The 15,265-nt window shown below is 58.1% G+C and carries 12 protein-coding genes and 1 tRNA gene; 11 read left to right on the plus strand and 2 right to left on the minus strand.

The window, feature by feature from the left end; all coding sequences use genetic code 11:
• The first annotated feature begins 7 nt into the window (after window positions 1–7).
• The 7 genes from nusA to AB7M22_RS00420 all read left to right on the plus strand — a co-directional run bounded on the left by nusA (window position 8) and on the right by AB7M22_RS00420 (window position 8,557).
• The gene (nusA, locus tag AB7M22_RS00390; RefSeq protein ID WP_007900474.1) at window positions 8–1,489 is read left to right on the plus strand and encodes a transcription termination factor NusA; all 1,482 of its coding nucleotides are present in this window, start codon (window positions 8–10) and stop codon (window positions 1,487–1,489) included.
• A 27-nt stretch (window positions 1,490–1,516) separates the two neighbouring features.
• Entirely contained in the window at window positions 1,517–4,042 is a 2,526-nt protein-coding gene (gene infB / locus AB7M22_RS00395; RefSeq protein ID WP_007900470.1) for a translation initiation factor IF-2, read from the plus strand.
• Window positions 4,043–4,201: 159 nt separating this feature from the next.
• Complete coding sequence (rbfA, locus tag AB7M22_RS00400; RefSeq protein WP_007900467.1) at window positions 4,202–4,603, plus strand: 30S ribosome-binding factor RbfA; 402 nt, start codon at window positions 4,202–4,204, stop codon at window positions 4,601–4,603.
• Window positions 4,604–4,606: 3 nt separating this feature from the next.
• A complete protein-coding gene (gene truB / locus AB7M22_RS00405; protein WP_454184867.1) occupies window positions 4,607–5,524 on the plus strand; it encodes a tRNA pseudouridine(55) synthase TruB in 918 nt (305 codons plus the stop codon).
• Window positions 5,525–5,666: 142 nt separating this feature from the next.
• Window positions 5,667–5,936, plus strand: coding sequence for a 30S ribosomal protein S15 (gene rpsO / locus AB7M22_RS00410; RefSeq protein WP_003176135.1), 270 nt, complete (start codon window positions 5,667–5,669; stop codon window positions 5,934–5,936).
• A 195-nt stretch (window positions 5,937–6,131) separates the two neighbouring features.
• Window positions 6,132–8,237, plus strand: coding sequence for a polyribonucleotide nucleotidyltransferase (pnp, locus tag AB7M22_RS00415; RefSeq protein WP_052965657.1), 2,106 nt, complete (start codon window positions 6,132–6,134; stop codon window positions 8,235–8,237).
• Between the two features lie 244 nt (window positions 8,238–8,481).
• A tRNA-Thr gene (locus tag AB7M22_RS00420) sits at window positions 8,482–8,557 on the plus strand.
• 8 nt (window positions 8,558–8,565) lie between these two features.
• On the opposite strand, the gene AB7M22_RS00425 is transcribed toward AB7M22_RS00420, so the two are convergent.
• Entirely contained in the window at window positions 8,566–9,111 is a 546-nt protein-coding gene (locus AB7M22_RS00425; RefSeq protein WP_454184868.1) for a hypothetical protein, read from the minus strand.
• A 301-nt stretch (window positions 9,112–9,412) separates the two neighbouring features.
• On the opposite strand from AB7M22_RS00425, the gene AB7M22_RS00430 reads away from it, so the two are divergent.
• Window positions 9,413–9,718: a DUF6388 family protein gene (locus AB7M22_RS00430; protein WP_008009657.1), complete on the plus strand. Its 306-nt coding sequence runs from the start codon at window positions 9,413–9,415 to the stop codon at window positions 9,716–9,718.
• Between the two features lie 50 nt (window positions 9,719–9,768).
• Here the strand turns inward: AB7M22_RS00430 and nadC are convergent, their stop codons facing one another.
• Window positions 9,769–10,617: a carboxylating nicotinate-nucleotide diphosphorylase gene (gene nadC, locus AB7M22_RS00435; protein ID WP_454184869.1), complete on the minus strand. Its 849-nt coding sequence runs from the start codon at window positions 10,615–10,617 to the stop codon at window positions 9,769–9,771.
• Between the two features lie 364 nt (window positions 10,618–10,981).
• On the opposite strand from nadC, the gene AB7M22_RS00440 reads away from it, so the two are divergent.
• The 3 genes from AB7M22_RS00440 to ampE all read left to right on the plus strand — a co-directional run bounded on the left by AB7M22_RS00440 (window position 10,982) and on the right by ampE (window position 14,662).
• The gene (locus tag AB7M22_RS00440) at window positions 10,982–13,189 is read left to right on the plus strand and encodes a DUF1631 domain-containing protein (protein WP_454184870.1); all 2,208 of its coding nucleotides are present in this window, start codon (window positions 10,982–10,984) and stop codon (window positions 13,187–13,189) included.
• A gap of 64 nt (window positions 13,190–13,253) precedes the next feature.
• Window positions 13,254–13,823, plus strand: a complete 570-nt coding sequence (gene ampD / locus AB7M22_RS00445) for a 1,6-anhydro-N-acetylmuramyl-L-alanine amidase AmpD (protein ID WP_454184871.1) — start codon at window positions 13,254–13,256, stop codon at window positions 13,821–13,823.
• Window positions 13,824–13,825: 2 nt separating this feature from the next.
• Complete coding sequence (gene ampE / locus AB7M22_RS00450) at window positions 13,826–14,662, plus strand: regulatory signaling modulator protein AmpE (protein ID WP_008009653.1); 837 nt, start codon at window positions 13,826–13,828, stop codon at window positions 14,660–14,662.
• Window positions 14,663–15,265: the final 603 nt, after the last annotated feature.

Below are 15,265 nucleotides of genomic sequence, written 5' to 3' on the forward strand. Positions count from 1 at the left end.
GCGTACGATGAGCAAAGAAGTACTGCTGGTTGTTGAGTCGGTATCCAATGAAAAGGGCGTACCGGCAAACGTAATTTTTGAAGCGCTGGAGCTGGCCCTGGCCACTGCTACCAAAAAGCGTTTTGAGGACGAAGTCGATCTGCGTGTGGAAATCAATCGCCACACCGGTGCTTACGAGACATTCCGTCGCTGGACGGTCGTCGAAGAAGCAGACCTGGACGATCCGGCCATCGAAACCTGGCCGAGCAAGGTTGCAGAAACGCATCCTGGTGCCAAGGTCGGTGACGTTGTCGAAGAAAAGATCGAATCCATCGAGTTCGGCCGCATTGCTGCACAGACTGCCAAGCAGGTCATCGTGCAGAAAGTTCGCGAAGCCGAGCGTGCTCAAGTCGTTGACGCCTATCGCGAGCGCCTGGGAGAAATCATCTCCGGCACCGTGAAGAAAGTCACCCGCGACAACGTGATCGTCGATCTGGGCAATAACGCTGAAGCGTTGCTGGCCCGTGAAGACATCATTTCTCGCGAAACCTTCCGGGTTGGCGTGCGATTGCGTGCGCTGCTCAAGGAAATCCGCACCGAGAACCGCGGCCCTCAGCTGATCCTGTCGCGTACCGCGCCGGAAATGCTGATCGAGTTGTTCCGCATCGAAGTGCCGGAAATCGCTGAAGGCCTGATCGAAGTAATGGCTGCGTCCCGCGACCCGGGTTCGCGCGCCAAGATCGCGGTCCGCTCCAAGGACAAACGCATTGACCCGCAAGGCGCTTGCATCGGTATGCGCGGTTCGCGCGTCCAGGCAGTGTCGGGCGAATTGGGCGGCGAGCGTGTGGACATCGTCCTGTGGGACGATAACCCGGCGCAGTTCGTGATCAATGCAATGTCGCCGGCTGAAGTGGCGGCAATTATCGTTGACGAAGATGCCCATGCAATGGACATCGCCGTTGGCGCAGACAATCTTGCTCAGGCCATCGGTCGCGGTGGTCAGAACGTGCGTCTGGCTAGCCAGTTGACTGGCTGGACCCTGAACGTGATGACCGAATCGGACATCCAGGCTAAGCAGCAAGCAGAAACCGGCGACATCCTGCGCAACTTCATCGACGAGCTGGAAGTCGACGAAGACCTGGCACAGGTGCTGGTAGATGAAGGCTTTACCAGCCTGGAAGAGATTGCCTACGTACCGTTGGAAGAAATGCTCAACATCGACGGCTTTGACGAAGAAACCGTCAACGAGCTTCGCGCTCGCGCCAAGGATCGTTTGTTGACTAAAGCCATCGCTACTGAGGAAAAGCTGGCAGACGCCCATCCGGCCGAAGACCTGCTCTCGCTTGAGGGTATGGACAAGGATTTGGCGATGGAACTGGCGGTGCGCGGCGTAATTACCCGCGAAGACCTGGCCGAGCAGTCTATTGACGACCTGCTCGACATCGACGGCATTGACGATGATCGTGCCGGCAAGTTGATCATGGCCGCCCGAGCCCATTGGTTCGAGTAATTAGGCGCGGCCTGAGGAGAGAAGTGCATGACGCAAGTCACGGTGAAACAACTGGCCGATGAGGTCAAAACACCGGTAGAGCGCCTGTTGCAGCAGATGCGTGAGGCAGGTCTGCCGCACACCGCCGCCGATGAAGGTGTGAGCGATAGTGAGAAGCAGTCTTTGCTGACTCACTTGAAGAGCAGCCACAAGGCGAAAGTGGAAGAACCGCGCAAGATTACATTGCAGCGCAAAACCACCAGCACCCTGCGTGTTGCTGGTAGCAAGAGCATCAGCGTTGAAGTACGCAAGAAGAAAGTCTTCGTACAACGCAGCCCGGAAGAAATCGAAGCCGAGCGCAAACGCGAACTGGAAGAACGCCGCGCAGTAGAAAATGCTGCACGTCAGAAGGCTGAAGAAGAAGCCAAGCGTCGCGCCGAAGAAGAAGCGCGTCGCCAGCCTGCTGCTGCGCAAACCGCTACTAACGACGCCGTTGCAGCGCCTGCGGCAGTTGCCGAGCCAGTGCGTGAAAGCGCGCCGGTGGTTGCAGCTGCACCAGCACCTGCGGCCGACACTCGCAAACGCGACGAACAGCGTCGTCCGGACAAACCACGTGCCGACGATAGCAATCGTCGTGGCAGTGGCGATGGCGAGCGCAAAAACGCTCCGCATCGTGCTTCGGTCAAGGAAAAAGCGCCTGCTCCACGTGTTGCGCCACGTACTACCGACGAAGAAAGCGATGGCTTCCGTCGTGGTGGTCGCGGCAAGGCCAAGCTGAAGAAACGCAACGCCCACGGTTTCCAGAGCCCAACCGGCCCTGTTGTGCGCGAAGTGAAGATCGGCGAGACCATCACTGTTGGCGATCTCGCCCAGCAGATGTCGGTCAAGGCTGCTGAAATCATCAAGTTCATGTTCAAACTGGGTACTCCAGCGACCATCAACCAGGTACTGGATCAGGAAACTGCCCAACTGGTTGCCGAAGAGCTGGGCCACAAAGTGACCCTGGTCAGCGACACCGCCCTGGAAGATTCCCTGGCCGAGTCCCTGAAGTTTGAAGGTGAAGCGTTCTCCCGTGCACCGGTTGTGACCGTAATGGGCCACGTTGACCACGGTAAGACCTCGCTGCTCGACTACATCCGTCGTGCCAAGGTAGCTGCTGGCGAAGCCGGCGGTATCACCCAGCACATCGGTGCGTACCACGTTGAAACCGAACGCGGCATGGTCACCTTCCTCGACACTCCTGGTCACGCCGCGTTTACCGCCATGCGTGCTCGTGGTGCCAAGGCGACCGACATCGTGATCCTGGTGGTTGCAGCGGACGACGGCGTGATGCCGCAGACCGTTGAAGCTGTTCAGCACGCCAAGGCTGCTGGTGTTCCGCTGGTTGTTGCAGTGAACAAAATCGACAAGCCGGGCGCCGATCTCGATCGCATCCGCAGCGAACTGTCGGTTCACGGCGTGACTTCGGAAGAGTGGGGCGGCGACACCCCGTTCGTATCGGTTTCGGCGAAAGTCGGTACTGGCGTGGACGAGTTGCTCGAAGCTGTTCTGCTGCAAGCTGAAGTTCTCGAACTGAAAGCGACCCCTTCGGCTCCTGGCCGTGGCGTCGTGGTTGAATCGCGTCTCGACAAAGGTCGTGGCCCGGTTGCAACCGTTCTGGTTCAAGACGGTACCCTGCGCCAAGGCGACATGGTGCTGGTCGGTTCGAACTATGGCCGCGTTCGCGCCATGCTCGACGAGAACGGCAAGCCAATCAAGGAAGCCGGTCCGTCCATCCCTGTCGAGATTCTCGGCCTGGACGGTACCCCGGACGCTGGCGACGAGATGAGCGTGGTTGCCGACGAGAAGAAAGCCCGTGAAGTGGCCCTGTTCCGTCAAGGCAAGTTCCGCGAAGTCAAACTGGCCCGTGCTCACGCCGGCAAGCTTGAAAACATCTTCGAGAACATGGGTCAGGAAGAGAAGAAGACGCTCAACATCGTCCTCAAATCCGACGTCCGTGGTTCGCTGGAAGCGTTGAACGGTGCCTTGAATGGCCTGGGTAACGACGAAGTGCAAGTGCGTGTGGTCGGTGGCGGTGTCGGTGGTATCACCGAATCCGATGCCAATCTGGCACTGGCCTCCAACGCTGTACTGTTCGGCTTCAACGTGCGTGCCGATGCTGGCGCTCGCAAGATCGTCGAGCAGGAAGGTCTGGATATGCGTTACTACAACGTGATCTACGACATCATCGAAGACGTCAAGAAAGCCCTCACCGGTATGCTGGGCAGCGATGTTCGCGAGAACATCCTGGGTACCGCTGAAGTGCGCGACGTGTTCCGTTCGCCGAAGTTTGGCGCGATCGCCGGTTGCATGGTTATCGAAGGTGTTGTTCACCGTAACCGTCCAATCCGTGTACTGCGTGAAGACATCGTTATCTTCGAAGGCGAGCTGGAATCCCTGCGCCGCTTCAAGGATGACGCTTCCGAAGTCCGTGCCGGCATGGAATGCGGTATCGGCGTGAAGAGCTACAACGACGTCAAAGTCGGCGACAAGATCGAAGTCTTCGAGAAGGTGCAGGTTGCTCGCAGCCTCTAACTCGCGCACTTCAAGGGCCACGATGAGCCGCCGCATGCAGATGCGCGGCGCAACGTCCGGACTCTAAACGCAACGCCCGGTCTGGCTTTTGTCAGGCCGGGCGTTTGCCGCTTTCAGACCCCTCGGGTTTCACCGTGGGGCAGTAACAGGTAACAAGACATGGCAAAAGAATACAGCCGTACCCAACGTATCGGCGATCAGATGCAGCGTGAGCTGGCACAGCTGATCCGTCGTGAAGTCAAAGACCCGCGCGTCGGCCTGGTCACCATTACCGCTGTTGAAGTCAGCCGTGACGTCGGTCACGCCAAGATCTTCATCACCGTGATGGGCCAGGACAGCCGCGACGACATCGCGCAAAGCATCAAGGTGCTCAACTCCGCCGCAGGTTTCCTGCGTATGCAGTTGGCTCGCGAAATGAAGTTGCGCAGCGTTCCGCAGTTGCACTTCCATTACGACGAAAGCGTCGTGCGTGGCGCGCATCTGTCGGCCCTGATCGAGCGTGCGGTGGCTGAAGACAATCAGCACCCGGTAGCGGCTGAACCCGAAGACGCCAAGGAGTAATCGGTGGCTCAGGTCAAACGTATCCGTCGTAACGTCAGCGGCATCATCCTGCTCGACAAGCCGCTGGGGTTCACCTCCAACGCGGCGTTGCAGAAGGTCCGCTGGTTGCTCAATGCCGAGAAGGCCGGGCACACCGGCAGTCTTGATCCGCTGGCCACCGGCGTGCTGCCGTTGTGCTTCGGCGAGGCCACCAAGTTCTCGCAATACCTGCTCGATTCCGACAAGGGTTACGAAACCCTGGCGCAACTGGGCAAGACCACCACCACGGCCGATGCCGAAGGTGAGGTTTTGCAGGAACGCCCGGTGACCGTTGGTCGCGCCGATATCGAAGCTGTGCTGCCGAAATTTCGTGGGCAAATCAGTCAGATACCGCCGATGTACTCGGCGCTCAAGCGTGATGGGCAGCCGCTGTACAAGCTGGCCCGTGCAGGCGAAGTAGTGGAGCGCGAACCGCGTTCTGTTACTATTGCGCGCTTGGAATTACTGGCCTTTGAGGGTGATACTGCGCGGCTTGCGGTGGATTGCAGCAAAGGCACCTATATCCGCACCCTGGTGGAGGATATCGGTGAGCAACTCGGTTGTGGCGCTTACGTGGCTGAATTGCGACGTACCCAGGCCGGGCCTTTCACGCTTGCGCAGACCGTCACTCTGGAAGAGCTTGAAGCGGTACATGCCGAAGGCGGCAACGAAGCGGTCGACCGCTTCCTGATGCCATCGGACAGCGGCCTGCTGGACTGGCCACTGTTGCATTTCTCGGAGCATAGCGCGTTCTACTGGCTTAACGGCCAACCGGTACGCGCCCCGGATGCACCGAAATTCGGCATGGTACGGGTACAGGATCACAACGGTCGCTTCATCGGTATCGGTGAAGTGAGCGAAGACGGGCGCATCGCGCCGCGTCGACTGATTCGGTCAGAATGACCGAAACCGGCCTGTGTAACAGCAGGCCGGCGAGTGTGGCTGTTAACAGGCACGGTCACTACTCATTTATAGATACAGGGATTTGTCCCTGGCCTGTTGAAGCTGTTTCTTTGAAACAGTTTCCTGATAAAAGGATTGCCTCATGGCTCTCGACGTTCAAGAAAAAGCTCAAATCGTAGCTGACTACCAGCAAGCTGTTGGTGACACTGGTTCGCCAGAAGTGCAAGTTGCACTGCTGACCCACAACATCAACAAGCTGCAAGGTCACTTCAAGGCCAACGGTAAAGATCACCACTCCCGTCGTGGTCTGATCCGCATGGTAAACCAGCGCCGTAAGCTGCTGGACTACCTGAAAGGCAAGGATCTGGGCCGTTACCAGGCTCTGATCGGTCGCCTGGGTCTGCGTCGCTAATAAGCGATTGCGCTAGAGGTTGGTTGTCTGTCGTGCGTCAGTGGGTTTCCCGCTGGCGCATGGCAGGCTCCCAGCCTCAAGTTTTATCTGGATAGTCGTTTTACCCTGGACAGGCGTTGGGCCGATTCCCGACATTGCCCAAGAATTTCGCAAGAAGACAAGTTCCCCAAGAGCCACAAAAGAAGGTAGGACACCGTGAACCCGGTAATCAAAAAATTCCAGTTCGGTCAGTCGACCGTTACCCTCGAGACTGGCCGTATCGCCCGTCAGGCCTCCGGCGCAGTATTGGTCACCGTTGACGACGACGTCAGCGTATTGGTGACCGTTGTCGGTGCCAAACAAGCCGATCCAGGCAAGGGCTTCTTCCCTCTGTCCGTTCACTACCAGGAAAAGACTTACGCTGCCGGTAAGATCCCTGGCGGTTTCTTCAAGCGTGAAGGCCGTCCTTCCGAGAAAGAAACCCTGACTTCCCGACTGATCGACCGTCCGATCCGTCCGCTGTTCCCAGAAGGCTTCATGAACGAAGTGCAGGTTGTCTGCACCGTCGTTTCCACCAGCAAAAAGACCGATCCGGACATCGCTGCGATGATCGGTACCTCGGCTGCCCTGGCCATCTCCGGCATTCCTTTCGATGGCCCGATCGGCGCTGCCCGCGTTGCGTTCCATGAAAGCACCGGTTACCTGCTGAACCCGACTTACGAACAACTGAAAGCTTCGAGCCTGGACATGGTCGTTGCCGGTACTTCGGAAGCCGTGTTGATGGTTGAATCGGAAGCCAAAGAGCTGACCGAAGACCAGATGCTGGGCGCTGTACTGTTTGCTCACGACGAGTTCCAGGTGGTGATCAACGCCGTCAAGGAACTGGCCGCTGAAGCTGCCAAGCCAACCTGGACCTGGGCTCCTCAGCCAGAAGCCACCGCACTGCTGGGCGCTATCCGTGCCGAGTTCGGCGAGGCGATCTCCCAGGCTTACACCATCACCGTCAAAGCCGACCGTTATGCACGTCTGGGCGAGCTGAAAGACCAGGTTGTTGCCAACCTGTCCGGTGAAGAAGGTCAGCCGACTTCCGCTGAAGTCAAAGCGGCTTTCGGTGAAATCGAATACCGCACCGTTCGCGAAAACATCGTTAACGGCAAGCCACGTATCGACGGTCGCGACACCAAGACCGTACGTCCGCTGAACATCGAAGTCGGCGTTCTGCCGAAGACCCACGGTTCGGCACTGTTCACCCGTGGCGAAACCCAGGCCCTGGTCGTCGCGACTCTGGGTACTGCCCGTGACGCACAACTGCTGGACACCCTGGAAGGCGAGAAGAAAGACCCGTTCATGCTGCACTACAACTTCCCTCCGTTCTCGGTAGGTGAGTGTGGTCGCATGGGTGGCGCTGGTCGTCGCGAAATCGGTCACGGCCGTCTGGCCCGTCGTTCGGTTCAGGCGATGCTGCCTGCTGCCGACGTGTTCCCGTACACCATTCGTGTGGTGTCGGAAATCACCGAGTCCAACGGTTCGAGCTCCATGGCTTCGGTCTGCGGCGCTTCCCTGGCTCTGATGGATGCCGGCGTTCCGATGAAGGCACCGGTTGCCGGTATCGCCATGGGTCTGGTTAAAGAAGGCGAGAAATTCGCTGTCCTGACCGACATCCTGGGCGACGAAGATCACCTCGGCGACATGGACTTCAAAGTAGCGGGTACCGCCAAAGGTGTTACCGCGCTGCAGATGGACATCAAGATCAAGGGCATCACCGAAGAAATCATGGAAATCGCTCTGGGCCAAGCCCTGGAAGCGCGCCTGAATATCCTCGGTCAGATGAACCAGATCATTGGCCAGTCGCGTACCGAGCTGTCGGAAAACGCTCCGACCATGATCGCGATGAAAATCGACACCGACAAAATCCGTGATGTCATCGGTAAAGGCGGCGCGACCATTCGTGCGATCTGTGAAGAAACCAAGGCTTCGATCGACATCGAAGACGACGGTTCGATCAAGATCTTCGGCGAAACCAAGGAAGCTGCAGAAGCTGCGCGTCAGCGCGTTCTGGGCATCACCGCAGAAGCCGAGATCGGCAAGATCTACGTCGGTAAGGTTGAGCGCATCGTCGATTTCGGTGCATTCGTCAACATCCTGCCGGGCAAGGACGGTTTGGTTCACATCTCGATGCTGAGCGATGCTCGCGTTGAGAAAGTGACCGACATCCTGAAAGAAGGCCAGGAAGTGGAAGTACTGGTACTGGACGTGGACAACCGCGGCCGTATCAAGCTGTCCATCAAAGACGTAGCAGCAGCCAAGGCTTCGGGCGTTTAATCGCTCCCACGCCTGACCGCTTCAACGTTATAAAAAATGCCCCGCCGTGAAAACGGCGGGGCATTTTTTTGTGTGCAGAAAGATCAAAAGTTCGCAGCCTGCGGCAGCTCCTACACGAGATTGTGTTCAACCACGATATGGCGGCGTACGTCGAATCTGTAGGAGCTGCCGCAGGCTGCGATCTTTTGATTTTACGGTGCGCCAAGTTGCCGGACCTCGAAGCCAGTGCTAGGTTTAGCCCACCGCCCGTGTAGCTCAGCCGGTAGAGCAGCGCACTCGTAACGCGAAGGTCGCAGGTTCGATTCCTGTCTCGGGCACCACTTCTCGCTTATTTCACCTTTCTGCTCAGATCCTCAACGGTGCGCTTGAGCTGATCCATCGCGCGATCCTGATCGCTGATCTCCCGCTTGAGACTGGAGATTTCGCTGTTACTTGAGCTTGAGCTTGAGCCGCTGTTGCGCTTTAGCTCTTCCACTTGCTTGCCAAGGTTGTTCAGATCGCGCTCCTGCTCATTGACCGTGCGCTTGAGATCGTCAATCTCCTTGCTGCTGGAGTTTGAGCTGGAACCGCTGTTGCGTTTGAGTTCTTCGATCTGACGGGTTTGTTCGCTGATGGTGCGTTTCTGGCTTTCCAGTTCGGTGGCATTGGCCTTCACGGTTTTTTGCAGGCTTTCCAGATCATCGATGCTGACGCTGGTTCTGACGAGTGTGTCCTTGCCGAATGAATTGTGGAGGGCGCAGATTTTGTCGGAGTACAACGCAGGGTCAGAGGTGACTTCGACAGCCGCTTGAGCGGCACTGGCCAATGTCAGGCTGCCGAGCAGCAGGGTAGCGGTCGCAAACCGGGTAGACAAAAGCTTCGAAAAACTGCGCATCACTGGGTTCCTTGTGACGTGCCGATATGGCACATCGCTATGACTTTGGATTTCGACTTATGTTCCCAAGGCCTCTCGCACCTTATGCGCGTGGCTTTTTATGGGATAGATGTAAAGACCCGTGTAAATCATCGACAAAACGTCCTATATTCGTTGTCTGCATGAGCATCGCCCAGCAGTTTTCAGATGATCCCGAATGGTTCTGAAGGCCAGACAAACCGGGCTTCAAACGGTTTTTTGCGTCAGAGAGATCCTTGATGATCCAGATCCATCTTCCATTCCCCAGATCAGCGAGAACGCCATGACCGTTAAAGAATTGACCCAAGAAGCCAGACACGAAGAAGCCCTGAAAAAGTACGCGCTAGACGCGCACGAGTTGATGGAAGAGATCAAGGACTTGCCCGCCGACGATCAGAAAGACCAGATTCAGTGGGCGTTCGAGGATGAGGCAGAAGCTCAGGGCTTGCAGCCGTGGGAGCTGACGCTCAAGTACACCTCAAGCCCGGAAGAGTACGAGGCCGCGCGCCTGGCGCTGCACAAGGAGGCGGCCGAGGTATTGGGCGTCGAGTGGGAAGAGTACTGCGAGATGAACAATCTGGTGGTCTAAAAAAAATGCCAGCCTTCATCAGGCTGGCATTTTTTATATCAAAGGCGTGATCAGAGACTCAGTCGCATCGACAGGTCCACAGCCTTCACATCCTTGGTCATCGCACCAATCGAAATATAATCCACCCCGGTTTCTGCAATTGGCAGCAACGTGCTTTCGTTGATACCGCCGCTAGCCTCCAGTTTTGCCTTGCCGGCGTTCAGGCGCACAGCTTCGCGCATGTCATCCAGGCTCAGTTCATCGAGCATGATGATGTCGGCACCCGCTGCCAGTGCTTCCTTCAGCTCCGCCAGGTTTTCCACTTCGATCTCCACCGGTTTGCCCGGGGCGATCTTGTGCGCGGCTGCGATAGCCTCAGGAATGCCACCGCAGGCGGCGATATGGTTTTCCTTGATCAGGAAGGCGTCATACAGGCCGATGCGGTGGTTATGGCAACCGCCGCAGGTCACGGCGTATTTCTGGGCCAGGCGCAGCCCCGGCAGGGTTTTGCGTGTATCCAGCAACTTCACCTGGGTCTCGGCGACGAAATCGGCCAGGTACTGCGCGCGAGTGGCCACGCCGGACAGCAATTGCAGGAAATTAAGAGCACTGCGTTCACCCGTCAGCAGCGAGCGCGCCGGGCCTTCGAGATGGAAAAGCACCTGATTGGGTTTCACCCGTTCGCCGTCGGCTACCTGCCAATGCACTGCAACCCGCGGATCCAGCTGCCGAAACACAGCATCGACCCAAGCCGTGCCGCTGATGACGGCGGCGTCACGAGTGATGATGGTGGCTTTGGCCAGGCGTTCGGCCGGGATCAGTTGCGCGGTGATGTCGCCGCTGCCGATGTCCTCGAGCAACGCACGGCGCACGTTGGCTTCGATTTCGGCGGTCAAATCGGCGAGACGTAGATTCGGCATAACGGGCTCCACAAACAAAGTGGCCCGATTATAGGGCCATGGTGCGAGGCAACCCAAGGCGTCAACGTCCATTCCATCGTTCGCCAACCTGCATTTGGTCGATTCGCCCGAGCAATCGGTGTTAAGCAAGGGGCTCTCATATACGTCTATTTCTTGGGGACGGGCAGAGTCTGCTGGCACAAGGAGAGTCTTTTGCAGATAATTCGCCTTTCATTTGACGTCATAGCTTTGACGTAACTTTGGATTCCTTATTATTGAATGACAACGGGTGATGACTGTCCCCGTTGAGCGTTGGCTGTATGGCCTGCGTACTCGATCTTTCTTACCGAACCGAACCGAAGAATCACCGTTTCAGGAGGCTTGGATGCACAACGACGGGAATGTAGTGCCTTTGCACAAGGCCGCTACCGACCAGGCGACTCACTCGCCGCTCGCCCGCCTGCCCGTGATTCTGCTTCAGGTTCGCGACAAGGCCGCTCAACAGCTCAAGCAAGGTTTGCAGGAGCTGTTCGATAACGCCGACGACACCCTGTTCGAAATGGCCGACCGGGCCCGAAACAATGTCGAGCAAAACATCTTCTTCGAGGCCATGCGCGATTTGCGCCTCAAGCGCAAAAGCATCGAGCGCGGTTTTCTCGAGCAATTCTTCGAGGCCTTCGTCAGCCTCGCGCAGTACGACATTTCTCAAACTGCCTTGCCCCGGGCATTGGTTTTCGATGCCTCGGCGTCGTTACCCAGCGACGACATGGAGCGCAACGTGGCGGTGGAGGCCATGGTCGGCAAAGTGCTGAACCGCGACGGTTTCGCCCTCGACCAGCTCACCGCCCGACTCAGCACACTGCTGAGCAAGACGCTGGTCGAACAGCACAACCCACTGGGGCCGACGCTGCTCTGTGAGTATTTCTTGCAGGCTGGACGCAATCTGGGCATGGAGATCAAGGTCAAGCTGATCATCCTCAAGCTGTTCGAACGCTATGTGCTCAGCAATGCTGATCAGCTCTACGCCGAAGCCAATCAACTGCTGATCGCCACCGGTGTGCTGCCGGACCTCAAGCCAGCCCCGGCGCGGCGTGCCACCGATCGGGCGGCTGCGAGCGTTCGTGCTGACCCCGCCGAAACAGGCATGCGCACTGGTAATACGCAGATTGACGATGGCGTGCAGGAAGTCTTCGCCGCATTGCAGGAGTTGCTGTTCCATGTGCGTGGCAGCGTTGCGCCGACCCTGGAAGTCAGTGCCCAGACCCAGCCTATTTCAACCCGCGACCTGCTGCGTCTGCTCTCGCACTTACAGCAATACGTGCCGGCGCTGGCGGCTCAGGATGACTTCGATCTGCGTAATCAGCTCGAACAACTGCTGACCCGCGTCAGCGTCAAAAGCGGCAAGTCGCGCGTGGTGGGGGTGGCCGACGAAGACGTGATCAACCTGATCGCCATGCTCTTCGAATGCATCCTCGATGACCGTAACCTGCCGGACTCCCTCAAGGCGCTGATCGGCCGTTTGCAGATTCCGATGCTGAAAGTCGCGGTGCTCGACAAGAGCTTTTTCAGTCGCAGCAGCCATCCGGCCCGGCGTTTACTCAACGAAATCGCCGCTGCGGCCATGGGTTGGGGCGAGTGCGATGACCATGCGCGCGACAGCCTGTACCTGCGCATCGAGCAAGTGGTGCAGCGCTTGTTGAACGACTTTGTCGATGACCCGGCGATCTTTTCCGAATTGCTGGCGGATTTTCTCGCCTTCACCAGTGACGAACGCCGTCGCAGCGAATTACTCGAGCAACGCACCCGTGACGCCGAAGAAGGCCGTGCCAGGACCGATCTGGCGCGTCAGCGCGTCGAGCAGGCGCTGAACCAGGCGTTGGTGGGCAAGGTGCTGCCGCACAGCGTGGTGGCGTTTGTTCAGGAGGCCTGGAGCAAAGTGTTGTTGCTGACCTGCCTCAAGCACGGTGATCAATCCGCCGAATGGCACGCCGATGTGCAGACCATGGCGCAATTGATCTGGAGCGTGCAGCGCCATGACGAAGCCGACGCGAGCCTGCGCTTGTTGGCGCTGGTGCCGGGATTGCTCAAGTCGTTGCGCGATGGGTTGAACAGCTCGGCATTCGACCCGTTCGCCACCAGTGAGTTTTTCAGTGAGCTGGAAGCCTTGCACGTTCAGCTGTTCGAACGCCCGAGCCAGAAAAACACGGTTGTTGACGCACTGATGATGGTCGAAGTGCAGCAGCAAATCGTGCTTCGCACCGCTGACGAAGGCCCCGTCGAAACGGCATCGATGCGTTTGCCGGAGGGCGATGTTGCTCTCCTTCAGGTCGATCAGTTGCACCCGGGCTGCTGGGTCGAGTTTCAGGAAGACGAGGAAAACACCCTGCGCTGCAAGCTGGCGGCGATCATTGAAACCACCGGCAAGTACATCTTCGTCAACCGTACCGGAATGAAAGTGCTGGAGCACAGCCGTACCGGTCTGGCCCTGGAGTTCCGGCGTGGCGCGGTGCGAACGCTGGACGATACCTTGCTGTTCGATCGGGCGCTGGAGTCGGTGCTGGGCAACCTGCGGCGTCTCAATCACGGCAAGTGATCGCGCACCGAGGGTCTATCGCGGCATACTGGGCACCAACACAGTCGTCGTTGAAGGAGCCTGTATGCAGTTGGACCCCGCGAGCGGTTGGTGTCAGGGCGTGCGCATATGCCCCTCGCCCAACTTCAATGCGCGCCCCGAGGGCGAAATTTCCCTGCTGGTGATCCACAACATCAGTCTGCCGCCAGCGCAGTTTCTGACCGGCAAGGTGCAGGAATTTTTCCAGAATCGTCTGGATGTCACGGAACATCCCTACTTTGCAGGAATCGCCGACCTGCGGGTGTCTGCGCACTTTCTGATTGAACGTGACGGCACCGTCACTCAGTTTGTCTCTTGTCTTGAGCGCGCCTGGCACGCTGGCGTCTCGTGTTTCGAAGGACGGGAAACCTGTAACGATTTTTCCGTGGGCATCGAACTCGAAGGCACGGATGATCTGCCGTTCACCGACGCCCAATATCAAGCGTTGACGGCCCTGACGCGACAGCTGCAAAGCGCCTTCACGGGCATCACCGCACAACGCATCTGCGGGCATAGCGACATCGCACCCGGGCGCAAGACTGATCCGGGACCGGCGTTTGACTGGGCACGCTATCGCGCGTCTCTGGCAAAAGCTGCTCTGGAAAAAAAGGAGTAACAATGAGTTTTCTGGTGCTGCTGTTGGCGGTGTGGATCGAGAAGTTCTCGGCCCTGCGCTATCGGGTTCAACGTGATGGCGGTTGGGTGCGCGAGCTGCACAAGCTTGAAGCCAACCCACGCATGACAAACCGTCCGTGGCTGATACTGGCGGTACTGGTGTTGTTGCCGGTGGCGCTGCTGTGTTTACTGTTGGTGGTGCTGGAGCCGGTAGCCTACGGTTTGCTGGCGTTACCGGTGCACTTGCTGGTGGTGATTTACAGTCTGGGCCGAGGTGATCTGCTGGCCGGCCTTGGGCCGTTTCGCGATGCCTGGCGCCGGGAAGACCTGCAAGCCGCCGCTCATGTGGCCAAACGCGACCTGAATATTTGTGCCGACAGCGGCGAGCAACTGCTGGAGCGAGTTGAAGGGCATCTGCTGTGGCAGGCCTATCAGAGCTTTTTCGCGGTGATCTTCTGGTACTTCCTGCTGGGCCCGGTTGCCGCGTTGAGCTATCGACTGCTGGCGCTGGCCGAGGAGCACGGGCAGAACCCGGCCGTGGTCGAGCGAGCGGCACAGCTGCGTCATGCATTCGATTGGGTACCGGTGCGCCTGCTGGCGGCGAGTTTTGCGCTGGTCGGCAACTTTGTCGCGGTCGGCCGGGTAATGTTGAACGAGCTGCTGAACTGGAACATCAGCGCAGCTCAACTGATCGAGAAGGTCGGGTTGGTGGCCGGTGAAATCCCGGCGCCGGTGGTCGGGCCGGACGGCATCAACAGCCTGGACCGGATCTGGGAATTGCTGCTGCGCGCGGCAGTGCTTTGGTATGCCGGGTTTGCGTTGTGGACGGTTTTGTCCTAAGCCACAACGTATCTGAAGCTATCTTCAATGTGGCTTGGGGCTTGCCTGTGGTGAAGGGGCTTTCCTGTGGCGAGGGGGCTCATCAGCTCCAACAACGGCACCCCGCCGTTAACCTTAAGTTACAAAACCCTCCGCCGATTTAGGCTATACAGAGATAGCGCCAATAGTGGCTATCTGCTGTCTCTGCGCGCCTGCCATAAAAATAAGAAATCAAAGGGAGACTTCACAGTGAAGAGCTTGCTCTATCCCGCCGTCGCGCTGATGAACCGCCTGAGTTTCGGCATGAAGTTCAGCCTGATCAGCGTGCTATTCCTCGTGCCGATGCTGGTGACCAATTTCTATCTGGTGCGCGATTCCTATCGCGAATTCCAGGGCACCCGGGTCGAGCTGCAGAGCCTCGACCTGCTGGGCAGCGGCCTGAGCCTGCGCCGGGATCTGGAAACCCTGAACAACCTGGTGCAGATCAACGTCACCCTTGGCCAGTCCGGCAAGGCCGGTCATGTCGAGTCGAACATCAGCGCCCTGGAGCAAAGCGTTCTGACCCGTTTACAAGGGCTGGCGGCGATGACCACTGACCCGGAACAAATCACCTTTTTCGATGGC

Source organism: Pseudomonas sp. ADAK2 TE3594 (genome assembly GCF_053628675.1).